Raw genomic sequence first — 18,683 nt, forward strand, 5'->3', positions numbered from 1 at the left:
TTCTTTTTGTCGTTTTATAAGGGTAAAGTGAGATGCTTAGCTTTTACGGAGGAGGCAATTCGTCATATAATGGATCTCAGTACTAGGTCATTATAAGAATTTCTCCGTAAAGTAGGGAACTCATGAAGGAATATAATCAACAAACAGGACCCTCTAAGTTGCTTAAAGGGGCAGCAGTGCTAAGCTTGGCAGCGATTGTAACCAAGTTGCTTGGTACCCTACAGAAGATTCCATTACAGAATATAGGGGGCGACGGTGTCTTTGGGATTTATAACACCGTTTATCCCTTTTATACGATTTTGCTCATACTGGCGACGGCGGGCTTTCCAACAGCGATCTCGAAGTTTGTAGCGGAGCGTCACGCTGTAGGGCAGGAAACTGGCAAACGAGAAGTACTTCGGATGGCTACGATAGTGATGGCTATTCTAGGTGTGGCATGTAGTTTTCTTATGTATTTTGGGGCTCCTTTTCTATCGCGTCTGATTGGAAGTAGTCAGTTAATTCCGGCGCTACGGAGTTCAGCTCCAGCGCTGTTATTTATACCGCTTAGTGCAGCGATGCGCGGTTACTTTCAAGGGTTGCAAGATATGATGCCCACCGCTGTCTCTCAAGTAATTGAACAGGCTGTCCGGGTAGCGGTTATGATCGTCTTGTTAGTTTATTTGGGTGGTATAGGATCCTCAGATGATTTGATCGCGGGTGGGGCTTTAGCTGGGTCAGCTGCGGGCGGAGTAGCAGGGCTTATTGTTATGCTGATGTATTGGCGTAGGTACAGCAGAGGCGAGAGCAAGATCCAAATGGTGACGGTCTCCCCAGCGGAGAAACACACTAAGAGCACTCGTGAGATATCGTTGGATAAAGGGGAATGGGGTTGGGGTCTTCTACGGAGTATGCTTCGTTATGCGATCCCGATCTGCTTGGCTTCGCTAGCCGTGCCTTTGATCAGTCTGGTAGATACATTTACATTGCCGCGCCTACTTCGAGGGAGCGGGGGCGAAATAGGGGCGATGATAGAGGTCGGTATATATAACCGGGGGATTCCTCTAGTTCAACTGGTGACCATGATTGCAACTTCGCTTTCTGTGCTCTTTATTCCCTCCCTGGCGGAGTTGAAAATGAGAAGCGACCTTGAGGGGATTCGGCGTCAGTCGAGTGTGGCGCTGCGTTGGTTCTGGCTGATAGGTCTAGCTTCCTCAATTGGTCTGGCTATGTTAGCTGAGCCGATTAATGTGATGCTGTACGGTGATGTGGCTGGGAGTGGAACGATGGCCTGGGTCGCATGGACTGCGGCACCTGGAGCACTCGTTACTGTAACGGCTGCCCTGCTTCAAGGCCTTGGTTACGTTCGAGCGCCTGCGCTACACCTGCTTACTGCAGCTGTGCTAAAGCTGGTGCTGAACATGCTCCTCGTGCCGCAGCTAGGCCCAGACGGTGCCGCTATCGCCGGCATCGTCGCCTACGCCGTAGCAGCCGCGCTGAACCTCGCGCTACTGCTACGACGCGCAGGGATCGCGCTGCGCGTCCGTGACGCGCTGCTGCGCCCTGCTGCCGCGGCGCTTGCGCTCGCCGCGGCACTGACCCTGCTGCGCTTCGCCACAGCCTCGTTGCCGCACACCCGCCTAGCGGCGGTTGTGGAGAGTCTGCTCGGCGTGCTGCTCGGCGCAGCCGTATTCGCCGCAGCTGTGCTGCGGACGCGCCTGCTGAGCGAGGCGGAGCTGTCCGCGCTGCCGCGCGTTGGGCCGAAGCTGCTAAGCGCGCTTCGGCGTCTGGGGCTGCTGCGCTAAGCACCCTAACGCTCTCGCCCGAACTACCGCTTGCCCCGGGACACGGCCGCAACTGGCGCCTGGGCGGCCTTCGTCGTGTCTGACGGCTTTGCGGCATGATGAGGTCGGCCCACAGTCACTGCCGCCTCTAAGAGGCCTTTACCGCGCCTAATGGCCTTCACGGCATTTCGGGGTCGCTCGCGCTCAGTGACGCCCCTGCATGGCCCTCATTGGGCCTAACGGCTTTTGTGGCATTTCTGGCCGTATGCAGTCTCTGCCGCCCCTGCACGGCCTTCATCGCGCCTAACGGCACTTACAATACCCTATAATCACTTTTGGTGCCTTGCGGCCTCTGTTAGCTTTCCATTCTTTTCAGTGACAAGGCACCTTCGCCTCATACACCTTAGGTTTTAGTAAACGACCGGAACTAGTGGTATAGTAATTACAAGAATTTGACCCGCCTTTGAGGCAGACTTGAATACGTCGGGTACGTATACTTATTCGCTGCTTTTATATTTGCGGGACAGGAGTGTGAAAGAATGAGCGCCATCATTACAGTTGTTGGACTAGGCTCCGGAGATCCCGACCGATTGACTCTGGGAAGCTTAAAACAGCTTCAAGTTGCGCAAGAACGGTATGTACGTACGAAGGATCATCCCGTTGTTACATGGTTGGAAGAGACAGGAGTAACCTTCTCATCATTTGATGAGGTATACGAGGAGAAAGCGGACTTTCCCTCCGTCTATAAGGAAATTACAGAGAGACTCATCACGCGTGCTAAATCAGAATCTGGGGGCAAAGCGATTGTATATGCCGTCCCGGGTCATCCGATGGTAGCAGAAGCCACAGTAAAGCTACTCAGGGGACGTTGCCCGCAGGAAGAGATCGAACTGAATGTTATCGGTGGAGAGAGCTTTATTGATGAGGCCTTCCTTCGGTTTGGATTTGATCCCATCGAAGGATTCCAATTGCTTGATGCCTCAGGGTTATCACCCGCCAATATTGATCCGCGGATGCATACGCTGATTGGACAAGTATATGATGTCTTTACGGCCTCAGAAGTGAAGCTGAGTCTGATGGAAATCTATCCTGATGACTATCAAGTCGTTATTGGTCATGCGCTTGGGGTAGATGAACAGGAACAGATCATTACGGTGCCACTCTATGAGCTTGATCGTACGGAAGGGTATGGGAATCTGTCCCTCGTATACGTTCCGGCGAGTAAGGATGATAATTTGCGGATTCGAAGCTTTCAGCGGCTTCATGAGATTGTTACTATCCTTCGTAGCCCTGAGGGTTGTCCGTGGGACCGCGAGCAAACGCATCAATCGATCCGCAAGAACCTGATTGAGGAGACTTATGAGGTTCTAGAGACGATCGATGATGATGATCCGGATCATATGCGTGAAGAACTTGGTGACCTGTTGCTGCAAATTATGCTTCACTCTCAGATTGAAGAGGAGACCGGAGCATTTACAGTATATGATGTCGTTCAAGAGCTGAATGAGAAGTTGTTATATCGTCATCCTCACGTATTTGGAGAGCTCAGTGCTGAGGATGCTGAGGCGGCGCTTAACAACTGGGAAGCTATGAAGGCGGAGGAGAAGCGGCAAAAAGGCATTAGGCCTGAGGAGCTCTCTGTACTGGATGGCGTGCCTCGAGATTTGCCTGCCTTGATGAAAGCATATAAACTACAGAAGAAGGCAGCTAAGGCAGGGTTTGATTGGGATCATATCGACGGGGCTTGGTCTAAGATCGAGGAAGAACTGGGTGAACTTAAGGATGCGGTGCAAGGTGGGCTTGATCCACTTGAGCAGACAAGGGAGCTTGGTGATGTGTTATTCTCGATTGTTAACGTAGCTCGCTTTATTGGGGTCGATCCCGAAGAAGCACTATCGTTGACGATTCTCAAATTTGTACGGCGTTTCGGATATGTAGAGGAGATACTGCGTGAGCGGGGGAAAACACCGCGGGAGAGTACCTTGGTTGAAATGGACAATTTATGGGATGAAGCTAAGGCCAAAGGTATACAATAATATGCAGGAAATACTAAATTTCGTCTAATTTTGCGAAAAAAACAAAATATTTATCACTTTGGAGCAGGAATTCGGGCTTCAAGAAAGAATATTCATACAAGATATTCTAGCGGTTGTACCAAGCTTACGCTGTTTATACTGCTGCATATCACCTATTTTCTTAACTATATGGGAGGCATTATTAATGAACAAGACAGACCTAATCAACAACATTTCAAGTAAAAGTGGTTTGACCAAAAAAGACGTTGAGTCTGTATTAAATGGATTCCTCGGTGAAATAACCGGTGCACTTGCAGACGGAGACAAAGTACAATTGATCGGCTTTGGTACTTTTGAAACTCGTAAACGTTCCGGTCGTACAGGCCGTAACCCACAAACGGGTATGACAATTGAAATCCCTGCATCGAATGTTCCAGCTTTCAAAGCAGGTAACAAACTTAAAGAAGCTGTAAAATAATGCGTCTTGATAAATTCCTGAAGGTGTCGCGGTTAATCAAGCGTCGCACGGTGGCGAAGGATATCTCCGAACAGGGGAGAGTTCTGATCAACGGGCGTGAATCTAAACCGAGTAGTGCGGTCAAAGTTGGCGATGAAATTACCGTTCAATTTGGCCAGAAGCTGGTGACGGTTTCTGTCGACCGACTAGCTGAATCAACTCGTAAGGAAGACGCTGCCACCATGTATACCTTGGTTAAGGAAGAACCGATCGTGAAGGAAACCGGGTTAGACTGGCCCTGAATGATTGGACTTTAAGAAGCATGCCTTTGTTATTCTGAGGCATGCTTCTTTCTTTATATGGAGTTCTAAAGGCAGCATCCCCTCCATAAGCTATCTGTAAGAAGGAGGGGTACATGCCATGATCGAACAAAGTAAAGGAAAACGTCAGGAACTGCATTTACTGCAAAGAAAGCTGTTGGAGATTTGCGGTGTCCTCAATGTAGAGAGCTTCGACAGTGAGGAGTTCCTGCTGCAGACCGAGCTTGGGCATTTAACGATTCGCGGCCAAAATCTGCATATTAAGAATTTAAATTTGGAGCAGGGACTCGTCAGTATCGAAGGCCTGGTTAATTCTCTGTCCTATTTGGATCCTGGCTCTAAGTCATCGGGCAAGGGATTGATGGGTAAGCTATTCCGATGAATCTACAGATGCAGTGGGCCACCCTACTGTGGATGTTATTCTCTGGGTTAATCATGGGGACTGCCTTTGACAGCTATCGCGTGATATCGGGACAACTTCGTTTCCCGCGCTGGAGTGTCCACACTTTGGATTTGATCTATTGGATTGCCGCCTCGTTGTTCGTATTTCGAAATCTTTATCACAGTAATCATGGTGAACTGAGGTTCTATGTCTTCCTAGGGCTGTTTATAGGAGTTTGGGCTTATTTTTTGTTCCTCAGTGTTATAACAGAACGTTTTGTGGTAATGTTAATTAGGATAGTTAGACAAATTTATGCAATAACGGTAAGAGTAGTTCAGATTTTGTTAATTGCTCCAATACTATGGCTGTTGAAACTAATGAAATTACTTTTGGGTTTTGTTGGGATCATATTGTTGTTTCTTGGACGGATCACGTTATTGCCGCTTTGGAAACTTTTAATATGGACAACTAGACCAATTGTAAAGCGTCTTCGAATTATAGATGGCTTTCGCTACATACAACAGCGGATAATTAGAATATGGCAACAATGGTTCGGTAAGAATTGATGGTTTGGAGGTGCCCAGGTGAGCTCAGTTAAGACGAAATCCAATAACAAAGGCCAAGCTTCTTCTAGTTCTACCGGGGCACGCAGGCGGCTTCGTTTATGGATGGGGTGTATGATCCTGTTCTTCGGTTGGGCGGGATATACTTTCATAGCCCAATCTGGGGAGATCGAAGCGAAGTCACAAGAGCTTGAGGAGAGACAGGCCTCCTTAACAAAGAGTCAACAAAGCTTGAATCAATTACAATATGAATTAAACCGCCTTCAAGATCCCGAATATATCGGCCAAATTGCAATGAAGAAATACGGTCTTTACAAACCAGGAGAAATTCCAGTCCGGGTATCGGAGTCAGAGACGGGGAATGATTGACTTAAGGGATATACGTCTGTTGACCTTGTTTGAGTCATTCGGTATAATCAAATCACCGCAGTCAAGACTGTGAGAACTGACTGTATATTTTTAAGGGAGGATCATTTCATTTTATGGCAATAGAAGTGGGCACCAAGTTAGAAGGAAAAGTGACAGGCATCACGCATTTCGGAGCATTTGTGGATCTGTCAGGAGGTGTCACGGGTCTCGTTCATATCTCGGAAATCGCCGACAATTACGTTAAAGACGTCAACGATCATCTGAAGATAGGCGACGCGGTTACCGTGAAGGTAATTAATGTCGATAAGGACGGTAAGATCGGACTATCCATTAAGCAAACTGTAGACAAACCAGTAGAGGCTGCTAGACCGCCTCGTGCACCAAGGCCTGATCGACCGCCAGGTGGCGGAAGAGATGGAAACCGTCCAAGTGGTGGCGGCGGTGGTGGTGGATTTAACCGAGATCGGGGAGGTCGTTCATTTAAACCCCCTGTTGGTAAAGCTACATTTGAAGATAAGGTGTCACGTTTCCTTAAAGATAGTGAGGAACGTATTTCTTCACTGAAGAAGAACACCGAAGGCAAACGCGGAGGACGCGGAGCCAAACGAGTATAATTCCGCAAATTATATATTAAACCCACCGTAGGCAATTGCGATTGCCTACGGTTTTTTGTGTTTATTTTGAAATTAGGGCAAACTTCGTGCCTCCATTACCCATCCATGTTTTTTTTGTCGTCTTCCCTCTTTTGCCGACAGGTTATTACGCATTTCCAGTTATCTCAGCGTGAGGAGTTGATATTCTTCTGTAGAGATCATGCAAATATGTGCGAACATAAAGGCGTATAAGGAAAGCCAGATACAGTGTGCGTCTACGTTCGTGGTGTTTCGTAATTCCCTCTCAATTTGTCGGAAAATTCTTTTGTACCTATGCGGACATCTGACAAACTTTCCATCTTCGCCCTCCTATAATGGGACATACCTTATAAAAACTAGAATTGGTGGTGCCGGGACGATGGAGAAGTGGAATGTCATCTCATTCCCAGGGATGAAGAAGGCGAAGGAGCCGATCAAGACAACGTGGTGGAACGGGTGGACAAGCATCCCCATGGTGAATAAATTCAGTACAATCCTTGGGGCAAATAAATGGAACTGGTTACTGATGTTCATGGGCTTTTTGCTAGGCAAAGCAACAATCCTAGGGGAATTGTCTCCGTTTGCTGCCGCATTCTTCGCAGTGATTATGTTTATGCGCCGGGATATCGCCATCTTAGCTGGAGCGTCGATGGTTGCTGGAGCTTTATTTTCACCCGTTCAGGGTAATCATGTCATCGTTATTGCTGCAGAGTTGCTCATATTCTATTTGATCCACAAAGGAGTAGAGTCGTTCGATCGGGCGGATATATCTTATGCGCCGTTAATGGTGTTCACGTCCACCTTTTTCGTAGGTCTGTTTAATGCTATCGTTGGTCCGTCCCTTACTTGGTATGCCATGACCATGATAGTAATGGATGCAGTGTTAAGCTTTGTGCTCACTTTGGTATTTATTCAGGCACTGCCAATCCTGACTTATCGCAAGAAAACGTATCAACTGCGTAATGAGGAAATTTTATGTCTCGTTATTTTACTGGCTTCCGTAATGACTGGTTCGGTTGGTTGGGAAATTAGTGGGTTATCCATAGAGCATGTACTATCGAGATATTTGATTCTTATATTTGCCCTAGTAGGCGGTGCACCGCTAGGGGCGTCGGTTGGCGTTGTTACCGGATTGATTCTTAGTTTGGCTGATACATCGGCACTCTATCAAATGAGTCTACTAGCTTTTTCAGGGATGTTGGCTGGAATGCTACGCGAAGGACGTAAATGGGCAGTCGGTTTCGGGATGTTACTGGGTTCCTCTATCTTGTCCATCTATCTCACGGGGCCAGCCGATGTATTGTCCTCAACTTGGGAGAGTTGCATCGCTGTAGGGATGTTTCTTCTGACGCCAAAAGGTTTAATTAGCGCCATCTCCAAATATGTTCCTGGCACGCAGGATCATATCAATACACAGCAAGAATATGCGAAGCGTGTACGAGATATTACTGCAGAGCGGGTAACGAAATTTTCACATGTATTTAAACAGTTATCTCACAGTTTCGGGGTTACCTCAGGTTCTGGTGAGATGGCGAGACATAACAGGGATATGGAGCACTTCATGAATTCTGTGACGGAAGAAGTTTGTGGGAACTGCTTTCGCCGCAATTCATGCTGGGACGGTAAGTTCTATCAAACCTATAAATATATGACCGATATGATGACAATGATTGAAGATAAGCCGAATTTGAGCAAGGAGCAGCTCCCTCCAAAGTGGGGCAAAATTTGCTCCAAGACGGAGCAAGTATTAGAAGTGATGAAGCATGAGTACGGCCTCTATCAACATGATATGCATTGGAAACGGCAAATATACGATAGTCGTCAGCTTGTGGCTGAGCAGCTCTCGGGTGTCTCGCAGGTTATGGAAGACCTGGCCAAGGAGATTAAGCGGGAAGGACAAGCGATGTATCGGCAGGAGGAACAGATTAGGGAAGCACTGGAGCAGATGGGTCTATCCATCCAAAGTATCGATATTGTTAATCTGGATCATGGGAACGTAGAGATCGAGATTGTACATGCTTATACTCGTGGGTACGACGAATGCCGGAAGATTATAGCTCCGTTATTGTCGGATATTCTAGTTGAACATATTGCAGTTATCAATGAAACTTCGCTTGGCGGAAGAGAAGGCCTTGCATGTGTTACTTTTGGGTCAGCCAAGACCTATGAGATTACTACCGGGGTGGCGGGTGCAGCTAAAGGTGGCGATTTACTTTCAGGTGATAGCTTTAGTGCCATGGAGCTTGGAAACGGCACCTACGCGGTAGCGATCAGTGATGGTATGGGCAATGGGGAGCGGGCGAGGATGGAGAGCAGTACTGCTCTAAATATTCTCGAACAATTGTTGCAATCCGGTATGGATGAGACCCTGGCCATCAAATCGGTCAATTCTATTCTGATGCTGCGATCACCGGATGAGATTTATGCCACGGTGGACCTGGCATTGATCGATGAATATTCTGCCCGGACTACATTTATGAAGATTGGATCCTCGCCAAGTTTCATCAAGCGTGGGCAAGAGGTGATTCCTGTATCAGCCAGCAATTTACCCATCGGAATTATACAGGAGATTGAGATTGACTTGGTAACCGTACAATTATACCCGGGGGACACACTGATTATGATGACAGACGGAATTTATGATGCTCCAGGTCACGCTGTGAATAAGGAATTGTGGATCAAACGATTGATCCAAGAAATTCAAGAGGAAGAGCCCCAGGAGATGGCTGACCGCCTGCTAGATTCAGTCATTCGATATCAGCAAAATCTCATTCTAGACGATATGACCGTTGTGGTAGTGAAGGTTGATCACTTACGCCCGCAATGGGCAACGCTCAATATACCAGGTATCAGTAGATTAGAACGACCTCGTACCGTGAGTTAGATTGATTCTTTGTGCTGACCCACCGAGTTAAATCCATAAAATTCCTTTAGTATATTTTTTAAATATGGAATAGTTTAGGGGAATGAAGTAAAATAGAACTATCTTTGTTTTTGTAACTATTTTTTTCAATCTATTCTCAAATAATTAAATATTTCGGCAAAACTACTGAAAAGTAGTGACGCAAAGCTATAGGGACTTCCTTCCTACCTTGGTGGGAGATGTCAGCCAGTTGCACAAAAATTGGTGATCTATGGTGTTTTTTTGCTATGGGTCATTTTTTTTGTTCTCGGAATATTAGAAGTTTAGACATTGAAGGGGGAATAGGTATGGTGATGAAGGTTTAGCCATCAAGACCTACATAATAGATTCAAATAGATTCATACTAAGATACGAATGAGGAGACATAAAATGAAGTTACATAATGTATTCAAGATTGTGACTAACAGAAGTATTGTTTTTAAGAACATGCTACTGGCTAGTCTTTCTGTTGTTTTAACGGGAGCTATTTTAATTACAGCTAGTTATTATATTCAAGGCGAGGTTCTTACCAATCAACTGGAATCTGATTCACAGCTAGTCATGGAGGCTTGGAAGAACAAAATCACCCCCGCAGAAGCGGCCGAAGCTATGGCTAGTACGGACAGAAATTCAGCTATCCAGAAGAAAGTAACTGAAATATTTGATGAATTGTCAGCGACACATCCTAATGTTGCCCAAGGATATATCTTTGGCTCAGAGATTGTAGAAGGCAACAAGACGTTGATGATTGCTTTCCCAACAGCCATTCTGGATATGTTTGCTGGAGAAGACTTGAATTTGGGTGATAATCTGGGACAAGTAGATTTTCATATTGAAGGAGTAAAGGAACTACTTAAGACCAAAGAGATTACTTTTACTAAACCTTATAAGGATGATTATGGAACCTGGCTAACCGTGTTCTATCCTTTTCAGGATGAGCAGGGCAAGGTGTTTGCATATATGGGGATGGATATTGACGCTAGTTTGATCTTGAAAGGTAAGCAGGATTTGTTGAAATATACTACAATTGCACTGATTATAACCATTATCTTAATTTTGATATTCCAGTTCTGGACTACCAGACGTACATTCGCTCCAGTTAAGGATTTAATGCAAGCTCTGGATAAACTTAGCCAGGGTGATTTTAGCGTGCAGTTAAAGACAAGTCAGGATGAGCTTGGTCAGGTAAATGCGAAGTTTAACTCAACCGTAGCCAATATTAATACTTTAGTAACAACGATAAAGTCGGTTTCCATTCAATCTGCAGAACAGTCTAAAGTGCTATCGACAACAATGGAAGAAAATCATGGGCACTCTTTGGCTATTACCGAAAATATTGAGGAGATCTCTGAGAAGGTATCGCAGCAAAGCAAATCCATCTCGGAAGGGGTAACCTCACTTGAGGAAATCACTTCAGGGGTCAATACGATCGCTGGAAGCACTTCCTCCGTATCCGAAGCTTCTCTGCAAATGAGAGATCAATCGGAGCAAGGTAATGACAATGTCGTAAAAGTAATGAACCAGATGAACTCTATTCATCAATCTGTAATGGATTCCGTCGTTTCCATTGAACGTTTACAAGAACGTTCTGGTGAGATTGAGGAAATTGTGCAGGTAATTACAGATATCGCTACGCAAACCCACCTATTATCGCTTAATGCCAGCATTGAAGCGGCTAGAGCAGGTGAAGACGGACGAGGTTTTGCAGTTGTTGCTAATGAAGTGAAGAAGCTTGCGGAACAGTCTGGTAACTCAGCTAAGAAGATTACAGATTTAGTTCATTACATTCAGCAGGAAACCCTGACAGCCGTTAAATCAATCAATGAAGGTGAGCAGAATGTTAAGGTCGGCATCAACATTGTACAACAGACGGGTGAATTGTTTGGTGGAATTCTGATGGCTACAGATGCGGTGACGAGTCAAATTCAGGAGGTATCTGCGGCAACGGAAGAGATGGTTGCAGAGACGGAGCAAATTACAGCAGCGATCAAACAACTTGCCCAATTGGCAGAGAGAAATGCGGCTGTATCCGATGAAATCAAGACACGAGCTTTAGAGCAGCGTTCTTCATCCAATAAAATTGTAGATTCTGCACAGCAAATGAATCAAATTTCAGAGAAGCTGGAGAGTCTTGTTGCCGGACTGAAATTATAGATCAGCATAGATGAGCTAAGGAGCAAATACCGATGAATACCCTACTGTTATCAGAAAAGACCAAAGAGTATTGGATCAATGAGTTCAAACCACCTTTGTCAGGATGGAATATGTTCACTGATTATCCCAAACATCTATCCGTTACAGAGATTAAGCGAACGACTTTTATACTGGATGTTAGCAGAGATCAAATGGGTCATTTTGAGGGACATTTCGATTTGCAGACATGGATGTTAACCTGCTATGTTATATTCCTTTATAGAATGAGTGGAGAAGAAGACCAGATTGTTGGAGTAAAAAGAAGTAACGGAGAATTGATGCCAGTACGGATGGTTATTAACGGGAACATTTCCTTTAGAAAGCTGTACCAGCAGCTATCCGCTAAGCTCAAAGTAGAACATTCTACTCCTCTATCCCTAAGTGAAATTGAGCACATTATAGGACATTCTCCAATTATAGAGACCCTATATGGAGTAGACAGAACCTACGCACCTAGTTGCTTAAACTGGTATGTGAACAAAGGAGATGGTCAATGGACGATTGATATCTCCTATCATCAAAATTTATTCAAAGAGAGTACGATTCGTAAGTTCGCAGGTCATTATCAATGTATTGTTCAAACCTCGCTGGTCGATGACAGCATTGCTATAGCAAGCATTCCTATTCTTACGGAAGAAGATAAGGATGCGTATGACAAACTTAATGATACGTCTACAGTATTGCCTGACGCTTTGAATGTTCCTGCTATGCTGGAGGAGACCGTGCGGCGGTTCCGTGATCGTATTGCCTTATCATCCGGCCCGCAAGAGCTCACATATGGACAACTTGATAATTTGTCCAATCAAGTGGCTCATATGCTACAACAGCGGGGATTGGTTAAAGGCGGATTTGTATCGATATTCATGGAGCGAAGTATCGAAGCTGTGATTGCTATGCTAGGTGTTTTGAAGGCTGGGGGAGCTTATATTCCCCTTGATCCCGAGCATCCAGATGATCGGAACGCCTATATTATTTCCGATACAGACTGTCCTGTTGTCATTACAAAAGAGTGCTATACCACTCGATTAACTACGCTGCTTGCCGGGAGAAATTTAGACGATGCCATTTTTTGTATGGATACGGGTCTTGATGTATATTCAGATGATACTTGTAATGTATCTGTCACAGGGGATGATGTAGCCTATGTTATCTATACTTCTGGCACTACGGGTAAACCTAAGGGTGTCTTAATTCCTCATGTTGGGGTGATTAACCTGGCAGTGGATACGGTGAACCATTTGCAACTCAGTGAGCAGGATGTCATTCTACAGTATTCTACATTCAGCTTTGATGCGTCCGTGTACGATATATTCAGTTCCCTTTGTAGCGGATCTAGATTACATTTGCTGACGGGTGAAGAGCGTTTTTCGGTGGAAATGTTCACTTCAGCTATTCAATATACGGGAGCAACACGAATTGGTATTTTGCCAACTGTATTTTTCAATCAATTATCCACTTATCTCATTGATGAGGATGCGTTGAAATATACGGGAATCAAAAGCTTTGTTATTGGTGGCGAAGCGTTGACTGGAGAGGTCGTACGGACATTTCAGCAGAAACTTCATCACAATCCCGTGATCGTGAACGCTTATGGGCCAACAGAAGTTACGGTTGTGACGACTACGCATACCATTGATTATGTAGTTCCTGAACACACATCGAGCGTATGTATTGGTCAACCCATCTCTAACTACGAAGTGCTAATTGTAAATGAACATAACCAACCTTGTCCGCTGAACGTCATGGGCGAGCTATTGATTCACTCCGTTGGTTTGGCTAAAGGCTATTTGAACCAGCCGGGATTGACCGAGAAGGCCTTTGTAATAGATCCGGTTGATCCAGAGTCAGGTAAGAAATATTACCGTTCTGGGGATTTGGTGCAATTGCAAGAGGATGGTATTCACTACATGGGCCGGAAGGATTTGCAGGTAAAAATAAGAGGTTTTCGAATCGAGATTGGGGAAATCGAAGATAATCTGGCTAAGCATGAATACATCAAGGATGCAGTTGTGATCCCTAAGTTAGATGCTGACGGTAATAAAATGTTAGTCGCATTCTATACTTCGAAGGCGGGCGAGGTCCTAACGAAGAATGAGCTAGTGCAATTCCTGAAGACCAAGGTTCCTGTATACATGGTTCCTAGCTATTTTTATGTTGTGGAGTCGTTACCTGTTTCCCCTACCGGCAAAATAGACCGTAAGCAACTAGCGCTGCTTGAAGTGGTAACCGAGGATGAACAGGACGCAGATTATATGGCTCCTCAGAACGATCTGCAACGAGAAATTGCTACCGCTTGGGAGAGTGCCATTCATCGTACAAATATAGGCATTCAGGATGATTTCTTCGAAATTGGGGGGCATTCTCTAAAAATATTGGAGATATTAGTCAAGTTAAAACCACAGTTCCCTAGATTAAAAATAAACGACTTCTTCTTATTTCCTACGATTGAGAAATTGGCAGAGAGAGTAACCGCATTGAACCAATCGGCTCCTGAAGATGAGATGGACCAGGACAATGGTGAGATTAGGGATCTATCTGAATATCCACTCTCCTTTATTAATCCATTCATCAAGGATACAGAATACAGCCAGCAGCATATTCTGTTAACTGGGGCTACGGGGTATTTAGGATCACGACTTCTATACGAGTTGCTAAACCGGAAGGACAATGTCGTAGTTTACTGTTTGGTCCGTCCGTCTTTAGGGGAGGAACCACGTCAACGTCTTACCCATGTGATGAGTAGTTATTTTGGCCAAGAAATAATAGAGAAGCTGGAGAACCAGGTCATTGTTGTTCAGGGTGATTTGGAGAAGTACAGTTTGGGATTAACGGTGACTAACACTGAATTGCTACGGCAGAAAGTGGATTCTATTATTCATTGCGGAGCTGAAGTGAAGCATTTCGGTGAGGCAGAGTATTTCAATCGGGTGAACGTTGAGAGTACATATTCCCTGCTAGGGTTGGTCAGAGGCAAACGAAATGCTCGCTTCCATTTTGTCTCAACAGTAGGAATTCCAGAAGAATTAGCCTTGAGCGGCCAATGGGACCAGTTCACGAGTAGGGAGTCGTATGATCATTCGGTCTCTCTCGATAGTGTATATACGAACAGCAAGCTAGAAGCAGAAAAGCTGGTTGTACGTACTTGTGAAATGGAAGGTGTTGCGGCAACCGTTTATCGAGTAGGCAATCTATCTTGTCATTCGCAAACGGGCGTATTCCAACGGAATATTGATAGTAATGCTTTTTATAGAATGCTGAAAGCTATGATTCTATTGAAGAAAGCACCGCGGGTTAACTGGCAGGTAGATATCACGCCGATAGACTATGCAGGAGAAGCGATTATCTCTTTGGCGCTCCATCAGGGGACCGTGGGCAGAATGTTCCACATATGTAATCCTGTTCAGGTTCCGTATGTCGACATGATTGAAAACTTCAGAGAATATGGCTATTACATTGAACTTATGGATATTCGGGATTATGAATCATGGCTGTTGGATAGTAGTCAACCTAAGGATGCCAGTGGATTGGAGCTAGCCATGGCTCAGCTTGAAGGGGACGGAGCTAAGAATAGTCCTTACAGGTATACTTGCCCGCAAACGATCGAATATTTGAGAGGATCCAATGTTACATGTCAGCAGATGGATCGCTCGTTTTTCACACGGATGATTCAATATGCTATATCTATTGGTTATTTTGAACAACCGTAAATATGGGTATCTTCAGTAGGAGCAATTAATCCAGTTCGAGCAGAGAGAACTTGAGGGAAAACCTCAGGTTCTTTTTGGTCTTGCATCTTACCCGTTATATATTCCCGTCTTTTGTTTTGGCTCTCTATGGTTTGAATTTGTTCATCTCTGGAAATGATAGAGAAGAGAGAGTCACGGACAAAGAAGATGAAAGGCGGGATGATAATGAAGCAAATCATGCTTATTACGGACGGATGCTCTAATGTGGGAGAAAGTCCGGTTATGGCAGCAGCTTTAGCTCGGGAAGATGGAATTACGGTGAATGTGGTTGGAATTGTTGATTACGGTACGATTGGTGAATTGGGAAGCATCGAAATAGCGGAGATTGCTAAAGCTGGTGGCGGAATGAGCCAATTATCAGGTACGGAAAAGCTAGCTCAAACGATGCAGATGCTGACCCGGAAGACGGTGGTTCAGACTATTCAGCAGGCGGTTAATAGAGAGATAAGACATATTTTAGGTGATCAGTCCGTAGAGGACTTACCTCCGGATAAACGTTCTCAAGTTGTAGAGGTCATTGATGAAATGGCAGAGACAAGCCCTTTGCAGGTAGCTTTGTTAATCGATGTTAGCGCTAGCATGAAACCAAAGTTAGCTGCTGTAGAAGACGCAATACAAGATATGATGCTGAGTCTTGGTGCGCGGAAGGGAGAAAGTAAGTTAGCCGTGTTCCATTTCCCTGGTCATCGTAGTGGTGAAGACGCAGTGTTAGATGTGGATTGGACGGTAGACTTAGGCTCGGCACGATCGATCTTTCAACGGCTCGCTATGAGAGGTGCTACTCCAACTGGACCGGCCATCTTGAAGGTGATGGAATTCTTCCGTTATGGTACACTTAATAGAAATGGACACGGGCTATGGCCGGAGGAGTCTTATGAAAGAGAAGGAGTTCTCGGTGATTCCGTCATATAAATCGAGCTTACCGCCAGGGACGATGGTCATCGGACGTTGGAATGGTGGTCGGTACCTCATCCAGCGTCTGCTGGGGCAGGGAGCAAATGGAATCGTATATTTGGTGAAGCAGGTGGAGAGTGCCAAGTTGTATGCGCTCAAGATGGGCTTTGACACCATTGACATACAATCGGAGATCAACGTGCTGAAAGCTCTGCAACAGCAGGGTAAGCGACGAGTGGCGGCCGAACGGAATCCCTCTTTCTTGGTGGAAGTGGATGATTATTCACTTCAGGGAAGAGAGATTCCTTTCTACGTCATGCGCTATGTAAAGGGTCAACCTCTTCGTACTTTTCTTGCCCAGCAGGGTGGGAAATGGATGCAGGTTGTCGGACTACATTTATTGCAACAATTGCGGTCTTTGCATGAAACGGGTTGGGTATTTGGTGATTTGAAGCCAGAGAATGTATTGGTCGCACCTTACGGCGAAGTCGAATTGATTGATTTTGGCGGCGTTAGTGGGATGGGACGAAGCGTGAAGCAGTTTACGGAATGGTATGACCGTGGATTCTGGGGAGCAGGTGGGCGGACGGCTGAACCATCGTATGATTGGTTCTCGTTTGCTGTCGTATGCATACATCTGTTGGCGGAGGATTCTCTAAAGAAGGCAGCTAATCAGCTCCCGCAAACTCGAAGTCATACTGATTTGTTGGCAATCGTCGGTAGCGAACCATCGCTTGCTCCTTATCGGGAATGGCTCAAGCGGGCGATCATGGGAGATTTTCGTGATACAAGGGAATCTTGTGCTGTATGGAAAGAGCTCACATTGGGGGCGCGTACCCAGCGGAAGAGGATAAGACGTTCGACACCTAGGTGGATGGTAGGAGCATTTGTGGTATCGCTTAGTTTACTCATCTGCGCAGTTTATTTGACCCTTCGATTCTAACTATCTGGAGAATACATAAGCAACCAAGGGAAAGAGGAGGATATATGAACGATCCAAGCATGAACCGTTTGGTGGAACAAGTTCGCCGCACCTCTCGGGAATATCATTTATGGTCTCCTGGAGATTGCATCATAGTCGCAGTATCCGGAGGGCCGGATTCTGTGGCTTTATTGCATATCCTCAATCAACTAGCTAGGGATAATGAAATGTGCTTGAACCTCGTGTGTGCTCATGTTAACCACGGATTCCGCGGGCTGGAATCGGACAAGGAAGCGGAGTTTGTTGCAGAGATAGCAGCTAAGCTTGATATCCCATTTGAACTCGGTAGTTTCGACGTTCCAGCTTATATGAAGGAGACAGGTAAAGGGACGCAACTAGCAGCACGGGAGAAGAGATATGAATTTCTACATAGTGTAGCTGATAAATATGGAGCCAAATCCATCGCCCTAGCTCATCATGCAGATGATCAAGCGGAGACGGTTATGATGCGTTTGCTACGTGGGAGTGGGCCAACGGGTCTAGCAGGCATGAAGATCACAAGGCACGAAAGAAATGTGGAACTTATTCGCCCCTTACTTCGTATATACAAGACGGAACTGGTCCGGGCGTGTCAATCGGCTAACATTCCTTATGTAACAGATAGCAGTAATCTGTTGAATAAATATGATCGAAATGCTGTGCGTTTGGATGTGCTACCTTTTTTGGGGCAATATAATGGACAGTTGGTGGCTTCGCTAAATCGTCTGGCTGAGGTAATAGGTGATGAAGACGACTACATGCAACAAGAGGTGGTTCATGTCTACGATAATTTAGTATCTCAGGTTGATGGAGGTCTGGCCTTCAAAGTTCCACAGTTTGCATCCTTACATGCCGCTTTACAACGGAGGTTGATTAAACTAATATTAGATTATCTGCCTTTTAACATGGAAGAAAGTGACTTTGTTAAGATCGAAGCGATTCGAAAAGGGACGGTTCAGAACCGGCCCACGACTTGGAGTCTCGATCTTGGTGGTGGATTATGTTGTTTGCGGGAATACGATATCATCCGGTTTGTTTCGAATGTGGCGGATCGTGATTTATCTGGTTATAGTTACAGTGTAGATCCATTTCGCACTGAAGTGCCCATTCCTTGGGCGGGACATAGACTGCAATTTATGCGGTCCGAGGCAGAACATATCGTTAAGCAGAGTAATAAGGTGGGTAAGGACGAGGCAGTTTTTGATGCGGATCAATTGGTCTATCCGCTTACAGTCCGTTCCCGGCTGCCGGGAGACATCATGAGAGTTATGGGACTAGATGGGAGCAAAAAGGTGAAGGATATTTTTATTGATGAAAAGATTCCCCCCTCTCTTCGATCTCAGATTCCGATTGTGAGTGATGCTGAAGGCCGAATTCTGTGGATTGCTGGCATTCGTAGGTCCACAGTTGCCATGGTGACCCAGCATACGTCTTCCGTTATGCGGATTACCTTAGTTGCGGGTAGCGAGTAACAATACCCAGGTTA

General features: G+C 45.6%; 14 protein-coding genes and 1 riboswitch. All 14 genes read left to right on the forward strand.

Annotated elements, in window-relative coordinates:
• Nucleotides 1-122 precede the first annotated feature (122 nt).
• The 14 genes from NST85_RS00250 to tilS all read left to right on the forward strand — a co-directional run bounded on the left by NST85_RS00250 (nt 123) and on the right by tilS (nt 18,669).
• Nucleotides 123-1,784 (forward strand): putative polysaccharide biosynthesis protein, encoded by a 1,662-nt coding sequence (locus NST85_RS00250; protein WP_341188228.1) that lies wholly within the window; start codon nt 123-125, stop codon nt 1,782-1,784.
• 518 nt (nt 1,785-2,302) lie between these two features.
• Nucleotides 2,303-3,799, forward strand: coding sequence for a nucleoside triphosphate pyrophosphohydrolase (mazG, locus tag NST85_RS00255; protein WP_341188229.1), 1,497 nt, complete (start codon nt 2,303-2,305; stop codon nt 3,797-3,799).
• A 184-nt stretch (nt 3,800-3,983) separates the two neighbouring features.
• On the forward strand, nt 3,984-4,256 hold the full coding sequence (locus NST85_RS00260; RefSeq protein ID WP_127194225.1) for an HU family DNA-binding protein: 273 nt from the start codon (nt 3,984-3,986) through the stop codon (nt 4,254-4,256).
• Nucleotides 4,256-4,537, forward strand: a complete 282-nt coding sequence (locus NST85_RS00265; protein WP_127194224.1) for an RNA-binding S4 domain-containing protein — start codon at nt 4,256-4,258, stop codon at nt 4,535-4,537. Before NST85_RS00260 ends, NST85_RS00265 begins: the two co-directional genes overlap by 1 nt.
• A 118-nt stretch (nt 4,538-4,655) precedes the next feature.
• Entirely contained in the window at nt 4,656-4,937 is a 282-nt protein-coding gene (gene yabP, locus NST85_RS00270) for a sporulation protein YabP (protein WP_127194223.1), read from the forward strand.
• A complete protein-coding gene (yabQ, locus tag NST85_RS00275; protein ID WP_127194222.1) occupies nt 4,934-5,503 on the forward strand; it encodes a spore cortex biosynthesis protein YabQ in 570 nt (189 codons plus the stop codon). The genes yabP and yabQ overlap by 4 nt, the downstream gene beginning before the upstream one ends.
• An 18-nt stretch (nt 5,504-5,521) precedes the next feature.
• Nucleotides 5,522-5,869 carry an FtsB family cell division protein gene (locus NST85_RS00280; protein ID WP_246054383.1) on the forward strand — a complete coding sequence of 116 codons (348 nt, stop codon included), beginning with the start codon at nt 5,522-5,524 and terminating at the stop codon, nt 5,867-5,869.
• 113 nt (nt 5,870-5,982) lie between these two features.
• Nucleotides 5,983-6,483 (forward strand): S1 domain-containing RNA-binding protein, encoded by a 501-nt coding sequence (locus NST85_RS00285; RefSeq protein WP_341188230.1) that lies wholly within the window; start codon nt 5,983-5,985, stop codon nt 6,481-6,483.
• 397 nt (nt 6,484-6,880) lie between these two features.
• The gene (gene spoIIE / locus NST85_RS00290; RefSeq protein ID WP_341188231.1) at nt 6,881-9,385 is read left to right on the forward strand and encodes a stage II sporulation protein E; all 2,505 of its coding nucleotides are present in this window, start codon (nt 6,881-6,883) and stop codon (nt 9,383-9,385) included.
• A gap of 145 nt (nt 9,386-9,530) precedes the next feature.
• Nucleotides 9,531-9,622: riboswitch (cyclic di-GMP riboswitch) on the forward strand.
• Between the two features lie 171 nt (nt 9,623-9,793).
• The gene (locus NST85_RS00295) at nt 9,794-11,557 is read left to right on the forward strand and encodes a methyl-accepting chemotaxis protein (protein ID WP_341188232.1); all 1,764 of its coding nucleotides are present in this window, start codon (nt 9,794-9,796) and stop codon (nt 11,555-11,557) included.
• 32 nt (nt 11,558-11,589) lie between these two features.
• Entirely contained in the window at nt 11,590-15,303 is a 3,714-nt protein-coding gene (locus tag NST85_RS00300; protein WP_341188233.1) for a non-ribosomal peptide synthetase family protein, read from the forward strand.
• A 204-nt stretch (nt 15,304-15,507) separates the two neighbouring features.
• The gene (locus NST85_RS00305) at nt 15,508-16,254 is read left to right on the forward strand and encodes a hypothetical protein (RefSeq protein ID WP_341191053.1); all 747 of its coding nucleotides are present in this window, start codon (nt 15,508-15,510) and stop codon (nt 16,252-16,254) included.
• A complete protein-coding gene (locus NST85_RS00310) occupies nt 16,217-17,179 on the forward strand; it encodes a serine/threonine protein kinase (protein WP_127194216.1) in 963 nt (320 codons plus the stop codon). The genes NST85_RS00305 and NST85_RS00310 overlap by 38 nt, the downstream gene beginning before the upstream one ends.
• Before the next feature lie 44 nt (nt 17,180-17,223).
• Complete coding sequence (tilS, locus tag NST85_RS00315; RefSeq protein ID WP_341188234.1) at nt 17,224-18,669, forward strand: tRNA lysidine(34) synthetase TilS; 1,446 nt, start codon at nt 17,224-17,226, stop codon at nt 18,667-18,669.
• Nucleotides 18,670-18,683 lie beyond the last annotated feature (14 nt).

Origin of the sequence: Paenibacillus sp. FSL K6-2524, assembly GCF_038005525.1 — a bacterium.
Classification (GTDB): domain Bacteria; phylum Bacillota; class Bacilli; order Paenibacillales; family Paenibacillaceae; genus Fontibacillus; species Fontibacillus anaericanus.